At 39.0% G+C, this 19,425-nt stretch carries 22 protein-coding genes; 17 read left to right on the top strand and 5 right to left on the bottom strand.

Annotation, left to right across the window (positions count from 1 at the left end; genetic code table 11):
- Positions 1 to 54 precede the first annotated feature (54 nt).
- The 5 genes from J5F42_RS03175 to mltG form a co-directional block, all read right to left on the bottom strand.
- Positions 55 to 615 (bottom strand): 2-oxoglutarate:acceptor oxidoreductase subunit OorC, encoded by a 561-nt coding sequence (locus tag J5F42_RS03175; RefSeq protein ID WP_033589414.1) that lies wholly within the window; start codon positions 613 to 615, stop codon positions 55 to 57.
- Entirely contained in the window at positions 615 to 1,436 is an 822-nt protein-coding gene (locus J5F42_RS03170) for a 2-oxoglutarate ferredoxin oxidoreductase subunit beta (RefSeq protein WP_000885304.1), read from the bottom strand. The genes J5F42_RS03175 and J5F42_RS03170 overlap by 1 nt, the downstream gene beginning before the upstream one ends.
- Before the next feature lies 1 nt (position 1,437).
- Positions 1,438 to 2,565 carry a 2-oxoglutarate synthase subunit alpha gene (locus tag J5F42_RS03165; RefSeq protein ID WP_097699311.1) on the bottom strand — a complete coding sequence of 376 codons (1,128 nt, stop codon included), beginning with the start codon at positions 2,563 to 2,565 and terminating at the stop codon, positions 1,438 to 1,440.
- Positions 2,565 to 2,906 carry a 4Fe-4S dicluster domain-containing protein gene (locus J5F42_RS03160; protein WP_001096895.1) on the bottom strand — a complete coding sequence of 114 codons (342 nt, stop codon included), beginning with the start codon at positions 2,904 to 2,906 and terminating at the stop codon, positions 2,565 to 2,567. The genes J5F42_RS03165 and J5F42_RS03160 overlap by 1 nt, the downstream gene beginning before the upstream one ends.
- Positions 2,907 to 3,090: 184 nt before the next feature.
- Complete coding sequence (mltG, locus tag J5F42_RS03155; RefSeq protein WP_097699310.1) at positions 3,091 to 4,080, bottom strand: endolytic transglycosylase MltG; 990 nt, start codon at positions 4,078 to 4,080, stop codon at positions 3,091 to 3,093.
- Here mltG and J5F42_RS03150 point away from each other — a divergent pair.
- From J5F42_RS03150 to J5F42_RS03070, 17 genes are all read left to right on the top strand, one after another.
- Positions 3,998 to 6,937 carry a DUF3971 domain-containing protein gene (locus J5F42_RS03150; protein ID WP_283491538.1) on the top strand — a complete coding sequence of 980 codons (2,940 nt, stop codon included), beginning with the start codon at positions 3,998 to 4,000 and terminating at the stop codon, positions 6,935 to 6,937. The two genes, mltG and J5F42_RS03150, sit on opposite strands and share 83 nt — an antisense overlap.
- A complete protein-coding gene (locus tag J5F42_RS03145) occupies positions 6,934 to 7,164 on the top strand; it encodes a FeoA family protein (RefSeq protein WP_001922328.1) in 231 nt (76 codons plus the stop codon). Before J5F42_RS03150 ends, J5F42_RS03145 begins: the two co-directional genes overlap by 4 nt.
- A gap of 2 nt (positions 7,165 to 7,166) precedes the next feature.
- Positions 7,167 to 7,817: an endonuclease III gene (gene nth / locus J5F42_RS03140; RefSeq protein WP_185081648.1), complete on the top strand. Its 651-nt coding sequence runs from the start codon at positions 7,167 to 7,169 to the stop codon at positions 7,815 to 7,817.
- 81 nt (positions 7,818 to 7,898) lie between these two features.
- On the top strand, positions 7,899 to 8,270 hold the full coding sequence (gene fliN, locus J5F42_RS03135; RefSeq protein WP_001115284.1) for a flagellar motor switch protein FliN: 372 nt from the start codon (positions 7,899 to 7,901) through the stop codon (positions 8,268 to 8,270).
- On the top strand, positions 8,267 to 9,148 hold the full coding sequence (locus tag J5F42_RS03130; RefSeq protein ID WP_283491537.1) for a hypothetical protein: 882 nt from the start codon (positions 8,267 to 8,269) through the stop codon (positions 9,146 to 9,148). The genes fliN and J5F42_RS03130 overlap by 4 nt, the downstream gene beginning before the upstream one ends.
- Positions 9,132 to 10,094: an energy transducer TonB gene (locus J5F42_RS03125; protein WP_001114774.1), complete on the top strand. Its 963-nt coding sequence runs from the start codon at positions 9,132 to 9,134 to the stop codon at positions 10,092 to 10,094. Before J5F42_RS03130 ends, J5F42_RS03125 begins: the two co-directional genes overlap by 17 nt.
- 3 nt (positions 10,095 to 10,097) lie before the next feature.
- Positions 10,098 to 11,117 carry a dihydroorotase gene (pyrC, locus tag J5F42_RS03120; RefSeq protein ID WP_097699126.1) on the top strand — a complete coding sequence of 340 codons (1,020 nt, stop codon included), beginning with the start codon at positions 10,098 to 10,100 and terminating at the stop codon, positions 11,115 to 11,117.
- Entirely contained in the window at positions 11,093 to 12,211 is a 1,119-nt protein-coding gene (locus tag J5F42_RS03115; protein ID WP_283491536.1) for a 3-deoxy-d-manno-octulosonic acid hydrolase subunit 2, read from the top strand. The genes pyrC and J5F42_RS03115 overlap by 25 nt, the downstream gene beginning before the upstream one ends.
- 6 nt (positions 12,212 to 12,217) lie before the next feature.
- Positions 12,218 to 12,772: a 3-deoxy-d-manno-octulosonic acid hydrolase subunit 1 gene (locus J5F42_RS03110; protein WP_097699196.1), complete on the top strand. Its 555-nt coding sequence runs from the start codon at positions 12,218 to 12,220 to the stop codon at positions 12,770 to 12,772.
- 5 nt (positions 12,773 to 12,777) lie between these two features.
- Positions 12,778 to 14,814 (top strand): LTA synthase family protein, encoded by a 2,037-nt coding sequence (locus tag J5F42_RS03105; protein WP_097699197.1) that lies wholly within the window; start codon positions 12,778 to 12,780, stop codon positions 14,812 to 14,814.
- Between the two features lie 86 nt (positions 14,815 to 14,900).
- Positions 14,901 to 15,773: a bifunctional methylenetetrahydrofolate dehydrogenase/methenyltetrahydrofolate cyclohydrolase FolD gene (gene folD / locus J5F42_RS03100; protein ID WP_187348445.1), complete on the top strand. Its 873-nt coding sequence runs from the start codon at positions 14,901 to 14,903 to the stop codon at positions 15,771 to 15,773.
- On the top strand, positions 15,774 to 16,646 hold the full coding sequence (lepB, locus tag J5F42_RS03095) for a signal peptidase I (protein WP_283491535.1): 873 nt from the start codon (positions 15,774 to 15,776) through the stop codon (positions 16,644 to 16,646).
- A gap of 8 nt (positions 16,647 to 16,654) precedes the next feature.
- Positions 16,655 to 17,353, top strand: a complete 699-nt coding sequence (locus J5F42_RS03090; RefSeq protein ID WP_097699200.1) for a site-2 protease family protein — start codon at positions 16,655 to 16,657, stop codon at positions 17,351 to 17,353.
- 20 nt (positions 17,354 to 17,373) lie between these two features.
- On the top strand, positions 17,374 to 17,829 hold the full coding sequence (gene rpiB / locus J5F42_RS03085; RefSeq protein WP_001039764.1) for a ribose 5-phosphate isomerase B: 456 nt from the start codon (positions 17,374 to 17,376) through the stop codon (positions 17,827 to 17,829).
- Positions 17,830 to 17,880: 51 nt separating this feature from the next.
- Positions 17,881 to 18,213, top strand: a complete 333-nt coding sequence (locus J5F42_RS03080; RefSeq protein ID WP_000495089.1) for a hypothetical protein — start codon at positions 17,881 to 17,883, stop codon at positions 18,211 to 18,213.
- 57 nt (positions 18,214 to 18,270) lie between these two features.
- Positions 18,271 to 18,810: an adenine phosphoribosyltransferase gene (apt, locus tag J5F42_RS03075; RefSeq protein ID WP_001006106.1), complete on the top strand. Its 540-nt coding sequence runs from the start codon at positions 18,271 to 18,273 to the stop codon at positions 18,808 to 18,810.
- Between the two features lie 14 nt (positions 18,811 to 18,824).
- Positions 18,825 to 19,403 (top strand): DedA family protein, encoded by a 579-nt coding sequence (locus tag J5F42_RS03070; protein ID WP_077656835.1) that lies wholly within the window; start codon positions 18,825 to 18,827, stop codon positions 19,401 to 19,403.
- The last annotated feature ends 22 nt before the right edge of the window (positions 19,404 to 19,425 follow it).

Genomic DNA, 19,425 nt, shown 5'->3' with positions numbered 1-19,425 from the left:
CAAGTTCTCAAAAATTTATTAAGAAAATCAATTCAAAACAAGAGTTTAGAGCCATTAAGCCCTAACTTTCAAAGCTTCTAAAGCATGTTTTTTGCCAATTTCAAAGGCTTTTTTGTTCGTTTCAGCGACTTTTGCAGGGACTTTTTTAAGCATGGTGTCTAGCACGATATTTTCTTCTACGCATTTAGTCAGCTCCACGGTAATGGCTAACGCCACCACAGATTGCGTGATAATGTTACCCACTTCATCTTTAGCGATGCTGATAATGGGGATTTTATAAATTTGATACTTTTCTTCATCTTCTTTAGTGGGGGTTACCAAATTGGGATCAATGACAACGATACCGCCTTTTTTAATATCGCTTTTAAACTGGTTGTAGCTGATTTGAGCGACTGAAAGCATGAAATCAATCTCGCCCTCTTTAGCATAAGGGAAAATGATTTCATCTTTATCTAGCAAAATATCCACCTTAGTGGGTCCTCCACGCACTTGCGAAGTGTAGGTGGAAGTCTTAGTGCCATAGCCCCCACTCACAATCTTAGCTTCAGCTAAAATTTCCCCCGCTAACAGCACGCCTTGCCCTCCAACGCCCGTAAATCGTAATTGCGCTTCCATTATTGTTTTCCTTGTGCTTTTTCAATGATTTCTTGATACGCTTCGCAATATTCTTTCCTGTCCGTGTCATGCTTTAAAACGCCTGTAGGGAATTTATCCACCCTTTCTTCAGGGCTCATGGCTTCAAATTGGCGTTTGCTCACCAATCGGCTTTCCATCCATTTTAGCATTTGAGACGCTTCGCCCATTTTATTCTTACGCCCTAAATTGATATGGCAATTGCTATGGACATCAAAAAAGCTAAAACCCTTGTGCGAGAAACCTTCTTTAAGCACTTTTTCTAATTTTTGAGGGTCTAAAACGCTCTCTCTAGCGACAAAACTCGCCCCTGCAGCGGTGGTTAAAGCGCATGGGTCAAATTGGTTATCAATATTCCCCCATTGAGCCGTAACCGTCCACATGCCATTAGGCGTGGTGGGCGAAGTTTGGGAGTTAGTCAAACCATAAATGAAATTATTCACTAAAATAAAATTCAAATCAATGTTTCTTCTGCATGCATGCATGGTGTGATTGCCTCCAATAGCAAAGCCATCGCCATCGCCAGAAACCACGATCACATGCTTACTAGGGTTAGCCAATTTAATCCCTGTCGCATACGCTACAGCCCTACCATGCGTGGTATGAACGGTGTTGCAATTCACATACGAACTCATGCGCCCGCTACAACCAATCCCACTCACCAAACACACATCATCCATTTTCCAGCCTAAAGCGTCAATCGTGCGGATAATGGATTTTAAAATCACGCCATCGCCACAGCCCCAACACCACAAAGTGGGTATTTTATCCACACGCAAATATTCATCATAATTAAACGCCATTTTAAAGCTCCTTCAACTTTGCGATGATTTGTTTGGGCGAAATCGTGCGCCCATTGGCTTGCCCAAAGAAATGCACCTTTCTTTGCATAGCCCTTTCAATTTCTTCTAAATACTGCCCTTTATTCAATTCAATCACAAGGATTTTTTCGTATTTGTCCCCTATTTCTTTCAAGCGTTTAGCCGGGCTTGGCCATAAGGTTTTAGGCCTGAAAAAGCCGACTTTTTGCTTGCTTTCTTTGTTGTAATCTTTCAAGGCTTCTTTAACCGCTAGAGAAACCGAGCCATAAGCGATAATAATGATTTCAGCGCCCTCTAAATCCATTTCCTCATTTTCATCAATAATGTCTTGCTTGAATTCAATCTTATGGAATAATCTGTCAATCAAATCCCCCCCGATTTTAGCGTCTTCAGTAGGAAAGCCAATAGGCCCATGGTGCAAGCCTGAAACATGGTAGCGATAGCCTTTAAAGAAAGGGTTTAGAACAGCCGGCTCATCTTGTGCAACTCCATAAGGCTTGTAGTCTTTTTTATCGCCCAGAAATTCCTTACGATTAATGGTCATCCTTTGCACTTCTTCTAAATCCGGGATTTGCACCTTGCCATACATATGCCCCACGGTTTCATCCATGAGCAAGAATACAGGAGTCATGAGCATTTCAGCCAAATTGAACGCACGAACGGTCTCTGTGTAAGCTTCTTCCAAACTAGCAGGAGCGAGCGCAACGGCTTTAAAATCCCCATGTATGGGGTGTTTTAAGAAATTCACATCGCCTTGAGCCACACGAGTGGGCATTCCGGTTGATGGGCCTGAACGCATCACATCAGCGATCACTAAAGGGATTTCTGCCATGAAAGAATAACCGATTTGCTCCACTTTCAATGAAATGCCAGGCCCAGAGCTTGCTGTCATAGACTTCGTCCCGCTCATGCTCGCTCCTAAAGACACGCTAATCCCGCTGATTTCATCTTCCATTTGGATAAAATGACCGCCGCATTTGGGTAAAGCCACGCTCATCGCATGCATAATATCCGAGCTTGGCGTGATAGGATAGCCCCCAAAAAACCGACACCCCACTTCAATCGCCGCTTTAGCGACTAATTCATTCCCATCAGAAATAATCTCACGCATTACTTGCCTCTCCCTTCTAAAATAGTCTCTTCTAAGAGCATGTATTTATTGGCCTTAACCTTTTCGCTTCTTTCTTGGGCTTCTTTAGAAACTTTAGCGAATTTGAAATCCTTCCTGTCAGCCACATAAATCGCAAAATCCGGGCAGTGCAACTCGCATTGCACGCAACCGATACAGCTCTCTGGGTAGGCTACTTTGGCCACTTTTCCAAGCACCCTTTCTTTTTCAATCCCCATGCCAAGAACCCCAGCAGGGCATACCGATACGCAAATATCACAACCCTTACACCTGTCTTCATTCACCCAAACGGCAACCCCATCTGGAGCGCTCATTTTAGCCATTCATTCTCCTTTGTGCTAAAAGCTGTATTTAAAGCCCTAGCAATCAAAATTTGCCTAAAATTGTAGCAAGCCTTTTTTAATAAAATCTAAAATGCTTTAATAGTAGGAACTTAAAATTGAAATGAGAAAATACTAAACACTTTTTACTCAATTTAAAAGAAAAAACGCCCCATTAACCTTAATTTTAAAAATGATTATTAGAAAGATTAATGTTTTTTAGATGCTCTTTATAAGTCGCGCTGAAAGCATGTTTTTTATCCGGCATTTTCACAAAATACAAGAAATCCGTTTTTTTAGGAAAAACCACGGCTCTAATCGCTTCTAGGCTCACGCTCCCTACAGGATTTTTAGGCAAGCCCTTAAATTTATAGGTATTGTAGGGGGTGTTATCGGTTTTAATGCGCTCTTTTGTTACTTTAGCGTGTGAAAATTCCTGATAATTCAAAGCCCCATCCATTTGTAAAGGCATGCCTTTTTTCAAGCGGTTAAAAATCACGCTCGCAATCAAGGGCATTTCTTCAACATTGGCGGCTTCTTTTTGCACAATGGAAGCGAGAATGATTTTTTCAAACCACTCTTCTTTATGGTAGTATCCAAGCCATTGTTTGCTTAAGGCTTCGTGTTTTTTGAGAGATTGACTGATTAAAGTTTGCATGATTTTAAAAGCGTCCTCCCCTAAAGGCAAATGATAAGTGTCTGGCCATATCACCCCATCTTCTATCACAGAGCCGTTTAATCGTGGCGCAATGCTTTCATAAGCTTCATTGAGATCGCTTGTTTCTAGTTGGTAAGTCTCGCTCAAAATTTGCGTGAAAAAATAGCGGGTTTCTCCAGGGATTAAAGTCGCGCTTTTTTGCGCCACTTTTGCTTTAATCAAACGGACTAAAAAATCCCCCTTTCTTAAAGCCCCATCGCCCATGTCAATATAACCTTTTTTAGGCATGCCCATCAGGCGTAAAAAAAGCAAATCCAAAGCGTTCATATCCACGCCCTGATCTTTTAAAGAAAAAAACACTTTTTTGAGCGAACCTTGCGGGACAACCACCACTTTGTTAGGATAAATTGGTATACTTAAATAAAAAAGAATACTGATGAATAAAAGAAAACATGTATCCAAAAAAGTATTTAATGTCATTATCTTGTTTGTGGCAGTATTCACTCTTTTAGTCGTCATTCACAAAACCCTTTCAAACGGCATTCACATACAAAATTTAAAAATTGGGAAGCTTGGCATTTCTGAATTATACTTAAAACTTAACAACAAGCTTTCTTTAGAAATTGAACGCATTGATCTCTCTTCTTTCTTCCATCAAAAACCCACTAAAAAGCATTTAGAAGTTTCTGATTTGATTAAAAATATCCGTTATGGCATCTGGGCGGTGTCTTATTTTGAAAAGCTTAAAGTCAAAGAAATCATTTTAGATGATAAAAATAAAGCCAATATCTTTTTTGATGGGAATAAATACGAGTTAGAATTTCCAGGAGTCAAAGGGGAATTTTCCCTAGAAGATGATAAAAACATCAAGCTTAAAATCATCAATCTGCTTTTTAAAGACATTAAAGTCCAAGTGGATGGCAACGCCCACTATTCACCCAAAGCTAGGAAAATGGCGTTCAATTTGATTGTCAAGCCTTTAATTGAACCCAGCGCTGCAATTTATTTGCAAGGGCTAACCGATTTAAAAACCATAGAATTAAAAATTAACACTTCTCCAATGAAAAGCCTAGCGTTTTTAAAGCCTCTTTTCCAACGCCAATCGCAAAAAAATTTAAAAACATGGATTTTTGACAAGATCCAATTTGCTAGCTTTAAGATTGATAACGCTTTAATCAAAGCCAATTTCACTCCCAGCGAGTTTGTCCCATCGCTTTTGGAAAATTCTGTAGTTAAAGCCACTTTGATTAAACCTTCAGTCGTTTTTAATGATGGCTTATCGCCCATTAAAATGGATAAAACCGAATTGATCTTCAAAAACAAACAGCTTCTCATACAGCCCCAAAAAATCACTTATGAAACCATGGAATTAACCGGCTCTTACGCCACTTTTTCCAATTTGTTAGAAGCCCCCAAGTTGGAGATTTTTTTAAAAACGACCCCTAATTATTATGGCGATAGCATTAAGGATTTATTGAGCGCTTATAAAGTCGTTTTACCTTTGGATAAAATCAGCATGCCATCTAGTGCGGATTTGAAACTCACCTTACAATTCCTGAAAAACACCGCCCCCTTATTTAGCGTTCAAGGCAATGTTAATTTGCAAGAAGGCACCCTCTCGCTCTATAATATCCCCCTTTATACGCAAAACGCTAATATAAGCTTAGATATTACCCAAGAATACCAATACATCTACATAGAAACTACCCACACCCGCTATGAAAACATGCTGGATTTAGACGCTAAAATCGCTTTAGATTTGAATAAAAAAATCCTTTCTTTGGATTCTTTAGTCCATAAAATACGATTCAACACTAACAATAATATCAACATGCGTTCTTATGGCTTGAATAACGACCAAGATAACCCACAGCCTACTAAATTTTCTTTAGATTTAAAAAGCTTGCATTCTATTATTCAAGAGGGTGAAAACTCAGAGGTGTTTAGAAGAAAAATCATAGACACCATTAAAGCCCAAAGTGAAGACAAATTCACTAAAGATGTTTTCTACGCCACAGAAGACACTCTTAAAAACCTTTCTTTGAATTTTGATTTTTCTAACCCCAACCACATGCAATGGAGCGTGCCACAACTCTTATTAGAGGGCGAATTTAAAGATAACGCCTATGTTTTTAGAATCAAAGATTTGAAAAAAATCAAACCCTATTCCCCTATTATGAAATATTTCGCCTTAGAAGACGGCTCTTTAGAAGTTTCTACGAGCGATTTTATTAATATTGATTTTTTTGCTAAGGATTTGAAAATCACTTTACCCATCTATCATAGCAACGGCAAGCAATTTGATTCCCTCTCTTTATTTGGCTCTATTAATAAAGATGAAATTTCTGTCTATACTCCAAGCAAAAGCATATCCATAAAAGTTAAGGGGGATCAAAAGGATATTACTCTTAATAACATTGATTTGAGTATTGATGATTTTTTAGATAGTAAGATGCCAGCTATTGCGGGATTATTCTCCAAAGAACGAAAAGAAAAGCCTAGCTCTAAAGAAATCCAAGATGAAGATATTTTCATTAGCGCTAAACAACGCTATGAAAAAGCCCACAAAATTATCCCTATCTCTACACGCATCCATGCTAAAGATGTCGTGTTAATCTATAAAAAAATGCCTTTTCCTTTAGAAAATCTTGATATTGTCGCTCAAGATGACAGAGTGAAAATTGATGGCAATTATAAAAACGCCATGATCATGGCGGATTTAGTGCATGGGGCTTTGTATCTTAAGGCCCATAATTTTACCGGGGATTATATCAACACTATCCTCCAAAAAGATTTCGTAGAAGGAGGCTTATTCACGCTTATTGGGGCTCTTGAAGATCAGGTTTTCAATGGCGAATTGAAATTCCAAAACACAAGCTTAAAGAATTTCGCTCTCATGCAAAACATGGTCAATCTCATCAACACCATTCCCTCCCTCATTGTCTTTAGAAACCCTCATTTAGGGGCTAATGGCTATCAAATCAAAACCGGCTCCGTTGTTTTTGGGATCACTAAAGAATATTTAGGGTTAGAAAAAATTGATCTTGTCGGCAAAACGCTTGATATTGCTGGCAATGGGATCATTGAATTAGACAAAAACAAATTGGATTTGAATTTAGAAGTTTCCACTATCAAGGCTTTGAGTAATGTCTTAAATAAAATCCCTATTGTGGGCTATCTTGTTTTAGGAAAAGGAGGTAAAATCACCACTAATGTGAATGTCAAAGGCACGCTGGATAAACCTAAAACCCAAGTAACTTTAGCATCAGATATTATCCAAGCGCCTTTTAAAATCTTGCGCCGTATTTTCACGCCTATTGACATCATCGTGGATGAAGTCAAAAAGAACATTGAATCAAAAAGGAAATTAAAATGACGCTCAATGAAGCCATTAAAGACAAAGTTTATGAAATCGTAGAAATCGCTAACTGCGATGAAGCCCTTAAAAAACGCTTCCTCTCTTTTGGTATCCATGAAGGGGTTCAATGCACCCTTTTGCATTCTTCCATGAAAAAAGCCACGCTTTCAATTAAAATCAACCGCATTCAAGTGGCTTTAAGATCCCATGAAGCGCAATACCTTGTCATCAAAGAAAGCGTGTGAAAATGGGTTTAAAATGCACTAAAACTTACCAAAAAGCCCAACAAATCAAAGAGCTGCTCTTAAAACATTACCCCAACCAAACCACCGAATTGCGCCATAAAAACCCCTATGAATTGTTAGTGGCGACCATTTTAAGCGCTCAATGCACGGACGCTAGAGTGAATCAAATAACGCCCAAGCTGTTTGAAAAATACCCGAGCGTGAACGATTTAGCCCTCGCTTCTTTAGAAGAGGTTAAAGAGATTATTAAATCCGTTTCGTATTCCAACAACAAAAGCAAGCATTTAATCAGTATGGCGCAAAAAGTGGTTAGGGATTTTAAGGGCGTTATCCCCTCTACGCAAAAAGAATTGATGAGCCTAGATGGCGTGGGGCAAAAAACCGCTAATGTGGTGCTTTCAGTGTGCTTTGATGCAAATTATCTAGCGGTAGATACCCATGTGTTCCGCGCAACGCACCGCTTGGGCTTAAGCAACGCTAAAACGCCTATTAAAACCGAAGAAGAACTCAGCGATCTGTTTAAAGACAACCTGTCCAAACTCCACCATGCCTTAATCTTGTTTGGCCGTTACACCTGCAAGGCTAAAAACCCCTTATGCGGCGCGTGTTTTTTAAAGGAATTTTGCGTTTCTAAAGCTAGCTTTAAGGCGTAGTGGCTTTATTTGTTATAAAATTTATAGTAAAATTAAGATTTTATAATCAAAGTCAAATCATTCTTGAAAGAGTAGAGTTTTATGCCAGAAACAGAAGCTAATAAGTTAAAAATAGCCGAAAAAGAAAAAGAGAAAGCGAATAAAGAAAGAGAACTAGAGCTTTCCACTTATTTAGAAGAACTCATCTGCGATTATAAAAACCTTTTAGACATGGAGATTGTTTTTAGTGCAGAACTTGGCTCTACGCAAATCCCTTTGTTGCAAATTTTGCGTTTTGAAAAAGGCTCTGTGATTGATTTGCAAAAACCCGCCGGAGAAAGCGTGGATACTTTTGTGAACGGGCGGGTGATTGGTAAGGGTGAGGTGATGGTTTTTGAAAGGAATTTAGCCATTCGTTTGAATGAAATCCTTGATTCTAACGCCATTGTGTATTATCTCGCTAAAAATTCATGAGATTGTTGTTCTTGTTACTGAGCGCTACTTTGATGTTACTGGCTGAAGAAAAAATACCTTTAAATGATGACGCCCCCATTAAATTGGTTCATTGGCAAAATGCGCTAAAAGAAGTCCAACCCGATTCAAACGCTTCAGCAACGCCACCTATAAAGGCCGTGCAAACCACGCTCACTTTTGAAACGCCTTTTAACAAAACGCCTAAAATCATGGAAGTTGAAGGGCAAAAGGTGATCGTCTTAAAAAACGCTAAACTGGATTCTAAAAAAATGATGGATTTTAAAGAAGCCTCTTTGAATGCCTTAGAAATGTTTTCCTATCAAAATGACATCTACCTCTTGTCTAAAAAAGCTAAAGTGGAATTAGAAATCCAAGCCTCAAACAGCAAGGATAAAAAGCAACTCCGCTTTCTTTTTTTGCCTAAAGGGTTTCATTTAGCCCCACCGCCTGGCCTGAAAGAAAAATCTCAGCATGCCAATCTCGCAAGCCAAGATGAGAAAGAGCAACCCCAAAGCCTCTCAAACACCCTAGAGTTAAAACCCCCACTAGATTTAAGCCATGCTTACAAGGCGCTAGCGGTTATTGTTGCCTTACTCTTAATATTGTATATAATCAAAAAAAAAATTGTTCCCACACAAGGGTCTTTTTCTGCAAAAGATTTTAAGTTAGAAATTAGTGTTTTGGGTCGTGTTGGTGCGAACCATAAAATCATTTCCATAGAAACTAATAAGGAGCGTTACTTGGTCTTACTAAGCGATAAATACGGCCTGCTTTTAGACAAAATAAGCCCAAAAACATCTAAAGAAGAACTGATTAAAGAAGCTGAAAATAAGATAAAGAATTCAAAATTAGGAAATTTATATGCCAGAAAATTCTAAACTACAACCTGCTAAATTAGGGAAAAATTTTGACCCTGTGGATCATTCTAACAGGAATTTTTTCTTTTCTCTCATTCTATCTGTATTGTTACACTGGTTGATTTATTTTTTATTTGAACACAGAGAAGATTTTTTTCCTTCAAAACCCAAGCTTGTTAAATTAAATCCTGAAAATTTATTGGTTTTAAAAAGAGGCCATTCGCAAGATCCCAATAAAAACACCCCAGGCGCTCCTAAACCCACGCTGGCTGGCCCCCAAAAACCCCCAACACCCCCCACCCCACCCACGCCCCCAACTCCGCCAACCCCGCCAAAACCCATAGAAAAGCCAAAGCCTGAGCCTAAACCAAAGCCAAAACCAGAACCCAAAAAGCCCAACCACAAACATAAGGCTCTTAAAAAAGTGGAAAAAGTGGAAGAGAAAAAAATAGTAGAGGAGAAAAAAGAAGAGAAAAAAGTAGTAGAACAAAAAGTAGAGCAGAAAAAAATAGAAGAGAAAAAACCTGTCAAAAAAGAATTTGACCCTAACCAGCTTTCTTTCTTACCTAAAGAAGTTGCACCACCCAGACAGGAAAACAATAAAGGCTTGGATAACCAGACTAGAAGGGATATTGATGAATTGTATGGCGAAGAATTTGGGGATTTAGGCACAGCCGAAAAAGATTTCATCAGGAATAATTTAAGAGATATTGGGCGCATCACGCAAAAATATTTAGAATACCCTCAAGTAGCGGCTTATTTAGGGCAGGACGGGACGAATGCGGTAGAGTTTTACTTGCACCCTAATGGCGATATTACCGATCTTAAAATCATCATTGGCTCTGAATACAAAATGCTTGATGACAACACCTTAAAGACCATTCAGATCGCTTATAAGGATTACCCACGCCCCAAAACCAAAACCCTCATTCGCATTAGAGTGCGCTATTACTTAGGAGGCAATTAGAAAATGGAAATCACGCTTTTTGACCCCATAGACGCCCACTTGCATGTGCGAGAAAACGCGCTTTTAAAAGCGGTGTTAAAATATTCTAGCGAGCCTTTTAGCGCCGCAGTGATCATGCCAAACCTCAGTAAGCCCTTGATTGACACTCCAACCACCCTTGAATACGAAGAAGAAATTTTAAACCATTCTTCAAACTTCAAGCCTCTAATGAGTTTGTATTTCAATGATGACTTGACTTTAGAAGAATTGCAACGCGCTCACGAAAAAGGCATTAAATTTCTAAAACTCTACCCCAAAGGCATGACCACAAACGCGCAAAACGGCACTTCGGATTTGTTGGGTGAAAAGACTTTAGAGGTTTTAGAAAACGCCCAAAAATTAGGCTTTATTTTATGCATCCATGCAGAACAAGCTGGGTTTTGTTTGGATAAAGAATTTTTATGCCATAACGTTTTAGAGACTTTCGCCCTTTCATTCCCTAAACTCAAAATCATTATAGAGCATTTGAGCGATTGGCGCAGTATCGCTTTGATTGAAAAGCATGACAACCTCTATGCAACTTTGACCTTACACCATATCAGCATGACTTTAGATGATTTATTAGGGGGGAGTTTGAACCCGCATTGTTTTTGCAAGCCTTTAATCAAAACCAAAAAAGACCAAGAAAGGCTTTTATCCCTTGCTTTAAAAGCCCACCCTAAAATCTCTTTTGGCTCTGATAGCGCTCCGCATTTTGTCTCTAAAAAGCATAGCGCTAGCATCCCGGCGGGCATCTTTTCTGCCCCTATTTTGTTGCCTGCGTTATGCGAACTTTTTGAAAAACACAACGCTTTAGAAAACTTGCAAGCCTTTATCAGCGATAACGCTAAAACAATCTATGGGCTAGACAATTTGCCTAATAAAAAAGCGCGTTTGTCTAAAAAACCCTTTATAGTCCCTACACACACGCTTTGCTTGAATGAAAAAATCGCTATCTTAAGAGGGGGCGAAACGCTATCTTGGAACCTTCAAGAAATCGCCTAAAGCATGCCGCCTTTTTTGTGGGGCTTTTTATCGTTTTATTTTTAATTATAATGAAGCGCCAAACCCCCCCCTATGCTTTCACGCACAATCAAACCCTTGTTACTCAAAACCCCCCCTATTTCATGCAACTCACTATCCCTAAACCAAATGACGCTTTAAGCGTGCATGCGAGCTCTTTAATCAGCTTGCCTAACGATAACCTCTTGAGTGCTTATTTTAGCGGCACTAAAGAAGGGGCAAGGGATGTGAAAATCAGCGCGAATCTTTTTGATGGCAAGATTAATCGCTGGAGCGAAGCTTTCATTATTTTAACCAAAGAAGAGCTTTCTCATTATTCGCATGAATGCATCAAAAAACTAGGTAACCCCTTGCTTTTTTTGCATGACGATAAAATTTTGTTGTTTGTCGTAGGGGTGAGCATGGGCGGGTGGGCCACTTCTAAAATCTATCAACTTGAAAGCGCTTTAGAGCCGATTCATTTTAAGTTTGTGCGAAAACTCTCTTTAAGCCCTTTTTTAAACTTAAGCCATTTGATAAAAAATAAACCTTTAAACACCACTGATGGCGGGTTTATGCTACCACTCTATCACGAATTAGCCACCCAATACCCCTTGTTGTTGAAATTTGACAAACAAAATAACCCAAGAGAGCTTTTAAGGCCTAATACCCTAAACCACCAGCTCCAACCAAGCCTAACCCCCTTTAAAGACTGCGCTGTCATGGCGTTTAGAAACCATTCTCTTAAAGATAGCCTCATGCTAGAAACCTGCAAGACCCCCACCGCTTGGCAAAAACCCATTTCTACAAATCTTAAAAACTTAGATGATTCTTTGAATTTACTCAATTTAAATGGAATATTGTATTTGATCCACAACCCTAGCGATTTATCACTGCGTCGTAAAGAACTTTGGCTTTCTAAATTAGAAAACTCCAACTCGTTTAAAACCTTAAAAGTTTTGGACAAAGCGAATGAAGTGAGTTACCCAAGCTATAGCCTTAATCCGCATTTTATAGATATTGTTTATACCTATAACCGCTCTCATATCAAACACATCCGTTTCAATATGGCTTATTTAAATTCCCTTCTCAAGTAATTGATCATGTTTATATCTTCTTCTTACACGCTGAGTTTTGTATGGCTTTTTTTAATTTTCTTTTTTTTCAAAAATAAGCCATTGGGTTTGAGGTTTTCGCTCTCTTTTATAAGCGTGATTTTAAGCAATATCGCTTTTAAAGACTCTCTATCGCTCAACGCCTTTTTAAGCAGTTTTACAGCCCCCTTAAGCCCCTTTAGCTGTCTTTTGATCCTTTCTTATGCGCTCTTTTCTTGCCGCCTCCTCCAAAAGCCCCCTTTAGAAACCTTGCAATCTTATAGCGTCATGCTGTTTTTCAATCTGTTGCTTTTGATAGATATTTTAGGGTTTTTGCCTTTTTCAATCTACCATCATTTCATGGCTTCTCTTATTTTTAGCGCACTTTTTTGTGGCAGTTTGTTTTTGAGCAGCCCTTTATTGGGCGTGATCGCTTTAGTAGCGTTATCCAGTTCGCTTTTGATGCGTTCTAATTTTCAAATCTTAGATTCTTTATTGGATTTCCCCTTGCTTCTTTTTGTCTTTTTTAAGACTTTATATCTTGTTAAAAAAAGGTTGTATTAACGCTCATGAAATCCCTATCCCATGCCCTTTTTTCGCTCTTTTTAAAAGGTTTTTATTTCACCTTTTTTATGAGCTTGTTGTTTGTGTTCAATCGTATCGGCTTTATCCTTTATACTGGCTATTATAAGCATGCTTTAAAAAACCCTATTTTTGATGAAATCATCAAAACCCTATTCAATGGAGCCAGATACGATAATCGTGTGGTCTCAAGCTTAGCGATTCTTTTTATCATCATCGGGTTATTAGGGTTATTTATCCCTAAACACCAAACCAAAATGCTTAATATTACGGCGTATTTTTCTATCGCTATTATCCTGTTTTTAAATATTGCGAACATTGTTTATTATGGCATTTATGGGAATGTGTTTGATGAAAATTTATTGGAATTTTTGCATGAAGACACGCTCACGATTTTAAAAATGAGTGGGGAATACCCTATTCTTTCTAGTTTTTCACTCTTTATAATCCTTAGCGTTTTAACCTCTTTTATCTATTTCAAACTCCAAAACGCCCTTTTTAAACCCAAAAATGCTTATCAAGCCACCCACACCAAACCCCTTAAAACTTTCATTTTATTTGCGCTTTTTTCCCTCACACAAATGTTTTACATTAACGCGCAATTGAGCTTTGTGGGCGCGTCTTTAGATCTCAGCATAGAGCCAGCCAAAGATCCTTTTTTAATGAAAATTACCCCCGGGGCGTTTCGCAACCTTTATCTTTTAGCACGCAATTACAGACAAAGCCATAACCTTAAATTCAGCGATTTTGCTAAAGAAACGCCTTTAGAAGTGGCGAAAAATTATTTCAATCTTAAAGAAAACCCCCAAAACAACCTCTATGAGTTGCTAACTCAGACAAGCCACAACAATTCTCTTCAAACCATTCAACATGTTTTCTATATCGTTTCAGAGTCCTTAAGCTCATGGCATTTTGATAAAAAATTTGATTCCATAGGGCTAACGAGCGCTTTACAAGATTTGGTTAAAAAAGAGCATGCCCACATGCTTTCTGCTTTTATTGAAAGCGCCCCACGGACCGTTAAAAGCCTGGATGTTCAGATCACAGGCTTACCCTATATCAATGATAATAATTTAGTCAATTCAGGGGTGATCCTCCCTAGTTTTCCTATGGCGATTGGCAATATCACAAAAACTCTAGGTTATAGAAACAACTTTTATTATGGGGGTAGCGGGATTTGGAACAAACTAACGAGTTTCACCAAAAAACAAGGTTTTCATGCCCTTTATTTCAATAACCATCTCTTAGAATTTGCCAAAAACAAGCCCTACCCCAAACCCATAGAGAGCAACTGGGGAGTGCATGATAATATTTTATTTGACTATATTTTAGAAAACACCAACCCCCATGAAAAAACTTTCAGCATGATCATGACTTTAAGCAACCACGCGATCAAAAACGTGAATCTCAAAGCCTTTGGCGTGCCTTTAGAAAAAATCCAACAATTTGTGGAAAAAACCCCCAAATCAGAAAATCTACCGGACGCTAATTCTTTAGGGCATATTTACTGGTATGACAAAGTAATCGTCAATTTCATCAAAAAAGCCAGCCAAAAATTCCCTAACTCGCTTTTTATCATCACAGGGGATCATTTTGACAGGAGCTATGAATACGCTAAAAACGATTTATATACCATTAAATCCGTGCCGCTTATTTTATATGCCCCTACTTTAAAGCCTGAAACAATCAGTCAAGTCGGATCGCATTTAGACATCGCCCCTACGATTGTTGAATTAGTCGCCCCTAAAGGTTTTCAATTTGTGAGTTTTGGAAAGCCTTTATTTTCTAACAATACAACAAACCCTCCAAGCCACCCCAATTACGCGCTAGGTTATGAAGCGATCGCTACCAAAGATTATTTTTATAACCCGAGTTTGGGGTTAAGGTATTTGAATAAAAATTACAAAGAGCCAGAGGATAAACAAAACGACAAAATAGAAGCTTCCAAGTTTTACCAGCAATTAGAATCTTTGAAAGCCCTTAGTTATTACTTGCTCTATCATGGGGCTAATCTTAAAGATTGACAAGCTAAAGGGAGTTTTTTAATTCCATTAAACGCATGATTTTTGCTACAATAATAGGATTTTAATTATATAAAGGATAAATGGGTATGCCAAATAGGGGCGTTGTTTTATTAGACGGGCAAGCGTTAGCTTATGATATAGAAAAAGATTTGAAACATAAAATCCAAATAATCCATACACAAACGCATAAACGCCCCAAACTAGCCGTGATTTTAGTGGGAAAAGACCCTGCGAGTATCACTTATGTCAATATGAAGATCAAAGCATGCGAAAGGGTGGGCATGGATTTTGACTTAAAAACCCTCCAAGAAAATATTACTGAAGCCGAATTGCTGTCCTTGATTAAGGATTACAATACTGATCAAAATATTTCAGGGATTTTAGTCCAGCTCCCCCTACCTAGAAGCATTGATTCTAAAATGATTTTAGAAGCCATTGACCCTAGTAAAGATGTGGATGGTTTCCACCCCCTTAATATCGGCAAACTCTGCACCCAAAAGGAATCGTTTCTGCCAGCCACCCCTATGGGCGTGATGCGTCTTTTAGAGCATTATCACATTGAAATCAAGGGCAAGGATGTGGCGATTATCGGGGCGAGCAATATCATTGGAAAGCCTTTGAGCATGCTCATGCTAAACGCTGGGGCTAGCGTGAGCGTGTGCCATATTTTGACTAAAGACATTAGTTTTTACACTAAAAACGCTGATATTGTCTGCGTGGGCGTGGGTAAGCCTGATTTGATTAAAGCGAGCATGTTAAAAAAAGGGGCTGTAGTGGTGGATATTGGGATCAATCATTTGAACGATGGGCGTATCGTGGGCGATGTGGATTTTACCAACGCGCAAAAAGTTGCCGGTTTTATCACTCCTGTGCCTAAAGGCGTGGGGCCTATGACGATCGTTTCGCTTTTAGAAAACACTCTAATCGCTTTTGAAAAACAACAAAGGAAGGGATTTTAAATGAAATTTTTGCGCTCTGTTTATGCATTTTGCTCCAGTTGGGTGGGGACGATCATTATTGTGCTGTTGGTTATCTTTTTTATCGCGCAAGCCTTTATCATTCCCTCTCGCTCTATGGTAGGCACGCTCTATGAGGGCGACATGCTCTTTGTCAAAAAATTTTCTTACGGCATACCCATTCCTAAAATCCCATGGATTGAGCTTCCTGTTATGCCTGATTTTAAAAATAACGGGCATTTGATAGAGGGGGATCGCCCTAAGCGCGGCGAAGTGGTGGTGTTTATCCCTCCCCATGAAAAAAAATCTTACTATGTCAAAAGGAATTTTGCCATTGGAGGCGATGAGGTGTTATTCACTAATGAGGGGTTTTATTTGCACCCTTTTGAGAGCGACACGGACAAAAATTACATCGCTAAACATTACCCTAACGCCATGACAAAAGAATTTATGGGTAAAATTTTTGTTTTAAACCCTTATAAAAGTGAGCATCCGGGTATCCATTACCAAAAAGACAATGAAACCTTCCATTTAATGGAGCAGTTAGCCACTCAAGGCGCAGAAGCTAATATCAGCATGCAACTCATTCAAATGGAGGGCGAAAAGGTGTTTTACAAGAAAATCAATAACGATGAATTCTTCATGATCGGCGATAATAGGGATAATTCTAGCGACTCGCGCTTTTGGGGGAGCGTGGCTTATAAAAACATCGTGGGTTCGCCTTGGTTTGTTTATTTCAGTTTGAGTTTAAAAAATAGCCTGGAAATGGATGCAGAAAATAACCCCAAAAAACGCTATCTGGTGCGTTGGGAACGCATGTTTAAAAGCGTTGAAGGCTTAGAAAAAATCATTAAAAAAGAAAACGCAACGCGTTAAGGTTTTTTGTGCAATTTTTTGATTTCTCTTTAGAAAGTTTTATTACCACCTTAATGAAAATCCTAGCCCTTTTAATCGCTATCATAGGGCATGAGATCATGCATGGCTTGAGCGCGTTTTTATTTGGGGATAGGAGTGCGAAAGACGCTAATCGTTTGAGTTTAAACCCTATCAGGCATTTAGACATGATGGGTTCGGTGCTTTTACCGGCTTTATTACTCATTTTTCAAGCCCCTTTTTTGTTTGGGTGGGCTAAACCCGTGCCGGTGGATATGCGCTACATTGTCTCTCAAAAAGGCTCTTTGGCATGCGTAGTGGTGAGTTTAGCCGGGGTGGCTTATAATTTCACCCTAGCCGTTCTGCTCGCTTTCATCACGCATTTGAGCTTCCAAAAACTAGGGATCAACGCTTTAAGCATCAATGAATTGAATCTTTATCAGCTCGCTTTAGTAACCTTTCTCATTCAAGGCATTCTTTATAATCTTGTCTTAGGCGTTTTCAACAGCCTCCCTATCCCGCCCTTAGACGGATCCAAAGCGTTAGGCTTTTTAGCGTTGCATTTTAAAAGCGCGTTTTTATTGGAATGGTTTTCTAAAATGGAACGCTACGGCTTTTTGGTAGTGTTTATCTTTTTGTTTATCCCCCCTTTATCGGAGTTTTTTATCCATGTGCCCACAAGATTTTTATTTTCCTTACTCCTTTCTTAATCTTTTATCAAGGAGAGTTTATGAATAAGCCCTTAAAGTTTTCTCAAGTTTTTATAGGGAGCGATCATGCAGGGTTGCATCTTGCAGAGTTTGTCCAACATTTTTTAGAAGACAAGGATTTTAAGATCCAAGCTTTTTTACCCACCATGAGGGTGGATTACCCTGATTACGCCAAATTAGTGTGCCAAAAGGTCTTAGAAAATGCGCAAAGCTATGGTATTTTAGTGTGCGCTACAGGGATAGGCATGAGCATGGGCGCTAATCGTTTTAAGGGTATTAGAGCCGCCTTGTGCCTTGATGCTTACATGGCTAAAATGACTCGCTTGCACAATAACGCTAATGTCTTGTGTTTGGGCGAAAAGATTAGCGGTATTGGCGTGGTGGAAAGCATTTTAGAAGCGTTTTTCTCTACAGAATTTGAACAAGGCCGCCATGTGTTGCGCATCCAAAAGCTAGATGAATCGCTGAAATCATAAACCTAATGTAGTATAATTGCATCGTTTCGCTAAAAAGGATATTTTAACAGAATGTTTACCCAATGGTTTATCATCACTATCGCTATTGTTTTTATCCTTTATATGGGTGTGCGTACTTTCTTTTTTAAAACCGTGGCTAAACGGCAAGAACGCACCAACGCATCCATGAAGCTCACCTTACAAGAAGCTGAAATTTTGATCCAAAAACACCAGTTGCAACTCCAAAGAGCTTTGGGTAATATTGATATTCTCACCCAAGAAATGAGCTCGTTAAAAACAGAACTAAAAGCCCTTAAACAGCGCAACTCTGAATACAAAGGCGAATCGGATAAATATAAAAATCGTATTAAAGAATTGGAGCAAAAAATAGAAGCTCTCCTTTAAAAACGCTATAATAAACCAAAATTCTACAACCAATCCGTTATATTAAAGGAAATCAAAATGAATGAAACGCTCAAAGAAGAACTTTTACAAAGCATCAGAGAAGTGAAAGACTACCCTAAAAAAGGGATTTTATTCAAAGACATTACCACGCTACTCAACTACCCTAAACTCTTTAACAAGCTCATTGACGCGCTCAAAAAACGCTATCTCGCTCTCAATATAGACTTTATCGTGGGCATTGAAGCTAGGGGGTTTATTTTAGGCTCTGCTCTCGCTTATGCGCTTGGGGTGGGTTTTGTGCCTGTGAGAAAAAAGGGCAAACTCCCCGCACACACCTTGTCTCAAAGCTACAGCCTAGAATACGGGAGCGATAGCATAGAAATCCACTCTGACGCTTTTAGGGGAATTAAGGGGGTAAGGGTGGTGTTGATTGATGATTTATTAGCCACTGGAGGCACAGCTTTAGCGAGCCTTGAGCTTATCAAAGCCCTACAAGCTGAATGCATAGAAGCATGCTTTTTGATAGGGTTAAAAGAATTACCGGGTATCCAACTTTTAGAAGAACGCGTGAAAACCTTTTGTTTGTTAGAGTGCTAGAATAAGGGTGAATTTTGGAAGAATACATCATTAACTTATGGAATCAGCATGCAGCGACTTGGGGGTATCTCATTTTATTTGGGTGGAGTATTTTAGAAGGCGAAATCGGGCTGATTTTAGCAGGGATTGCCAGCTATACCGGTCATATGCATTTAGGGTTAGCCATTTTAGTCGCAGGGATTGGGGGTTTTGTGGGGGATCAGATCTATTTTTACATCGGGCGCACCAATAAATCTTACATCCAAAAAAAGCTAGAAAAACAACGCCGAAAACTAGCCCTAGCCCATTTATTGTTGCAAAAACATGGCTGGTTTATCATTTTTATCCAACGCTACATGTATGGCATGCGCACCATCATTCCCATTAGCATAGGCCTCACGCGTTATAGCGCTTTAAAATTCGCTATCATCAACCTCATTAGTGCGATGGTGTGGGCGAGCATTACCATTATTCTAGCGTGGTATTTAGGAGAAGAATTATTGCATGCGTTAGAGTGGCTTAAAAAACACCCTTATGCGCTAATATTACTATTAGTATCTTTCTTAGCGTTAGTGCTGTGGTATTTCCAATACTATAGTAAGAAAAACCGCTAGAGTGCAATACAATTCTTGAAAG

The sequence above is a fragment of the Helicobacter pylori genome, from assembly GCF_030062585.1.
Classification (GTDB): Bacteria; Campylobacterota; Campylobacteria; order Campylobacterales; family Helicobacteraceae; genus Helicobacter; species Helicobacter pylori_CN.
Note: the sequence above shows the minus strand (reverse complement) of the source record. Positions and strands in the feature narration are given on the sequence as shown.

Bases quoted from the DNA above. Each gene is read 5' to 3' on its own strand.
- J5F42_RS03150 (WP_283491538.1), top strand. From the start codon at position 3,998: ATGAATAAAAGAAAACATGTATCCAAAAAAGTATTTAATGTCATTATC.
- J5F42_RS03130 (WP_283491537.1), top strand. From the start codon at position 8,267: ATGAGATTGTTGTTCTTGTTACTGAGCGCTACTTTGATGTTACTGGCT.
- apt (WP_001006106.1), top strand. From the start codon at position 18,271: ATGAATGAAACGCTCAAAGAAGAACTTTTACAAAGCATCAGAGAAGTG.
- pyrC (WP_097699126.1), top strand. From the start codon at position 10,098: ATGGAAATCACGCTTTTTGACCCCATAGACGCCCACTTGCATGTGCGA.
- J5F42_RS03175 (WP_033589414.1), bottom strand. From the start codon at position 615: ATGGAAGCGCAATTACGATTTACGGGCGTTGGAGGGCAAGGCGTGCTG.
- J5F42_RS03145 (WP_001922328.1), top strand. From the start codon at position 6,934: ATGACGCTCAATGAAGCCATTAAAGACAAAGTTTATGAAATCGTAGAA.
- fliN (WP_001115284.1), top strand. From the start codon at position 7,899: ATGCCAGAAACAGAAGCTAATAAGTTAAAAATAGCCGAAAAAGAAAAA.
- J5F42_RS03125 (WP_001114774.1), top strand. From the start codon at position 9,132: ATGCCAGAAAATTCTAAACTACAACCTGCTAAATTAGGGAAAAATTTT.
- J5F42_RS03080 (WP_000495089.1), top strand. From the start codon at position 17,881: ATGTTTACCCAATGGTTTATCATCACTATCGCTATTGTTTTTATCCTT.
- J5F42_RS03165 (WP_097699311.1), bottom strand. From the start codon at position 2,565: ATGCGTGAGATTATTTCTGATGGGAATGAATTAGTCGCTAAAGCGGCG.
- J5F42_RS03170 (WP_000885304.1), bottom strand. From the start codon at position 1,436: ATGGCGTTTAATTATGATGAATATTTGCGTGTGGATAAAATACCCACT.
- J5F42_RS03105 (WP_097699197.1), top strand. From the start codon at position 12,778: ATGAAATCCCTATCCCATGCCCTTTTTTCGCTCTTTTTAAAAGGTTTT.
- mltG (WP_097699310.1), bottom strand. From the start codon at position 4,080: ATGACGACTAAAAGAGTGAATACTGCCACAAACAAGATAATGACATTA.
- lepB (WP_283491535.1), top strand. From the start codon at position 15,774: ATGAAATTTTTGCGCTCTGTTTATGCATTTTGCTCCAGTTGGGTGGGG.
- J5F42_RS03160 (WP_001096895.1), bottom strand. From the start codon at position 2,906: ATGGCTAAAATGAGCGCTCCAGATGGGGTTGCCGTTTGGGTGAATGAA.
- folD (WP_187348445.1), top strand. From the start codon at position 14,901: ATGCCAAATAGGGGCGTTGTTTTATTAGACGGGCAAGCGTTAGCTTAT.
- rpiB (WP_001039764.1), top strand. From the start codon at position 17,374: ATGAATAAGCCCTTAAAGTTTTCTCAAGTTTTTATAGGGAGCGATCAT.
- J5F42_RS03110 (WP_097699196.1), top strand. From the start codon at position 12,218: ATGTTTATATCTTCTTCTTACACGCTGAGTTTTGTATGGCTTTTTTTA.
- nth (WP_185081648.1), top strand. From the start codon at position 7,167: ATGGGTTTAAAATGCACTAAAACTTACCAAAAAGCCCAACAAATCAAA.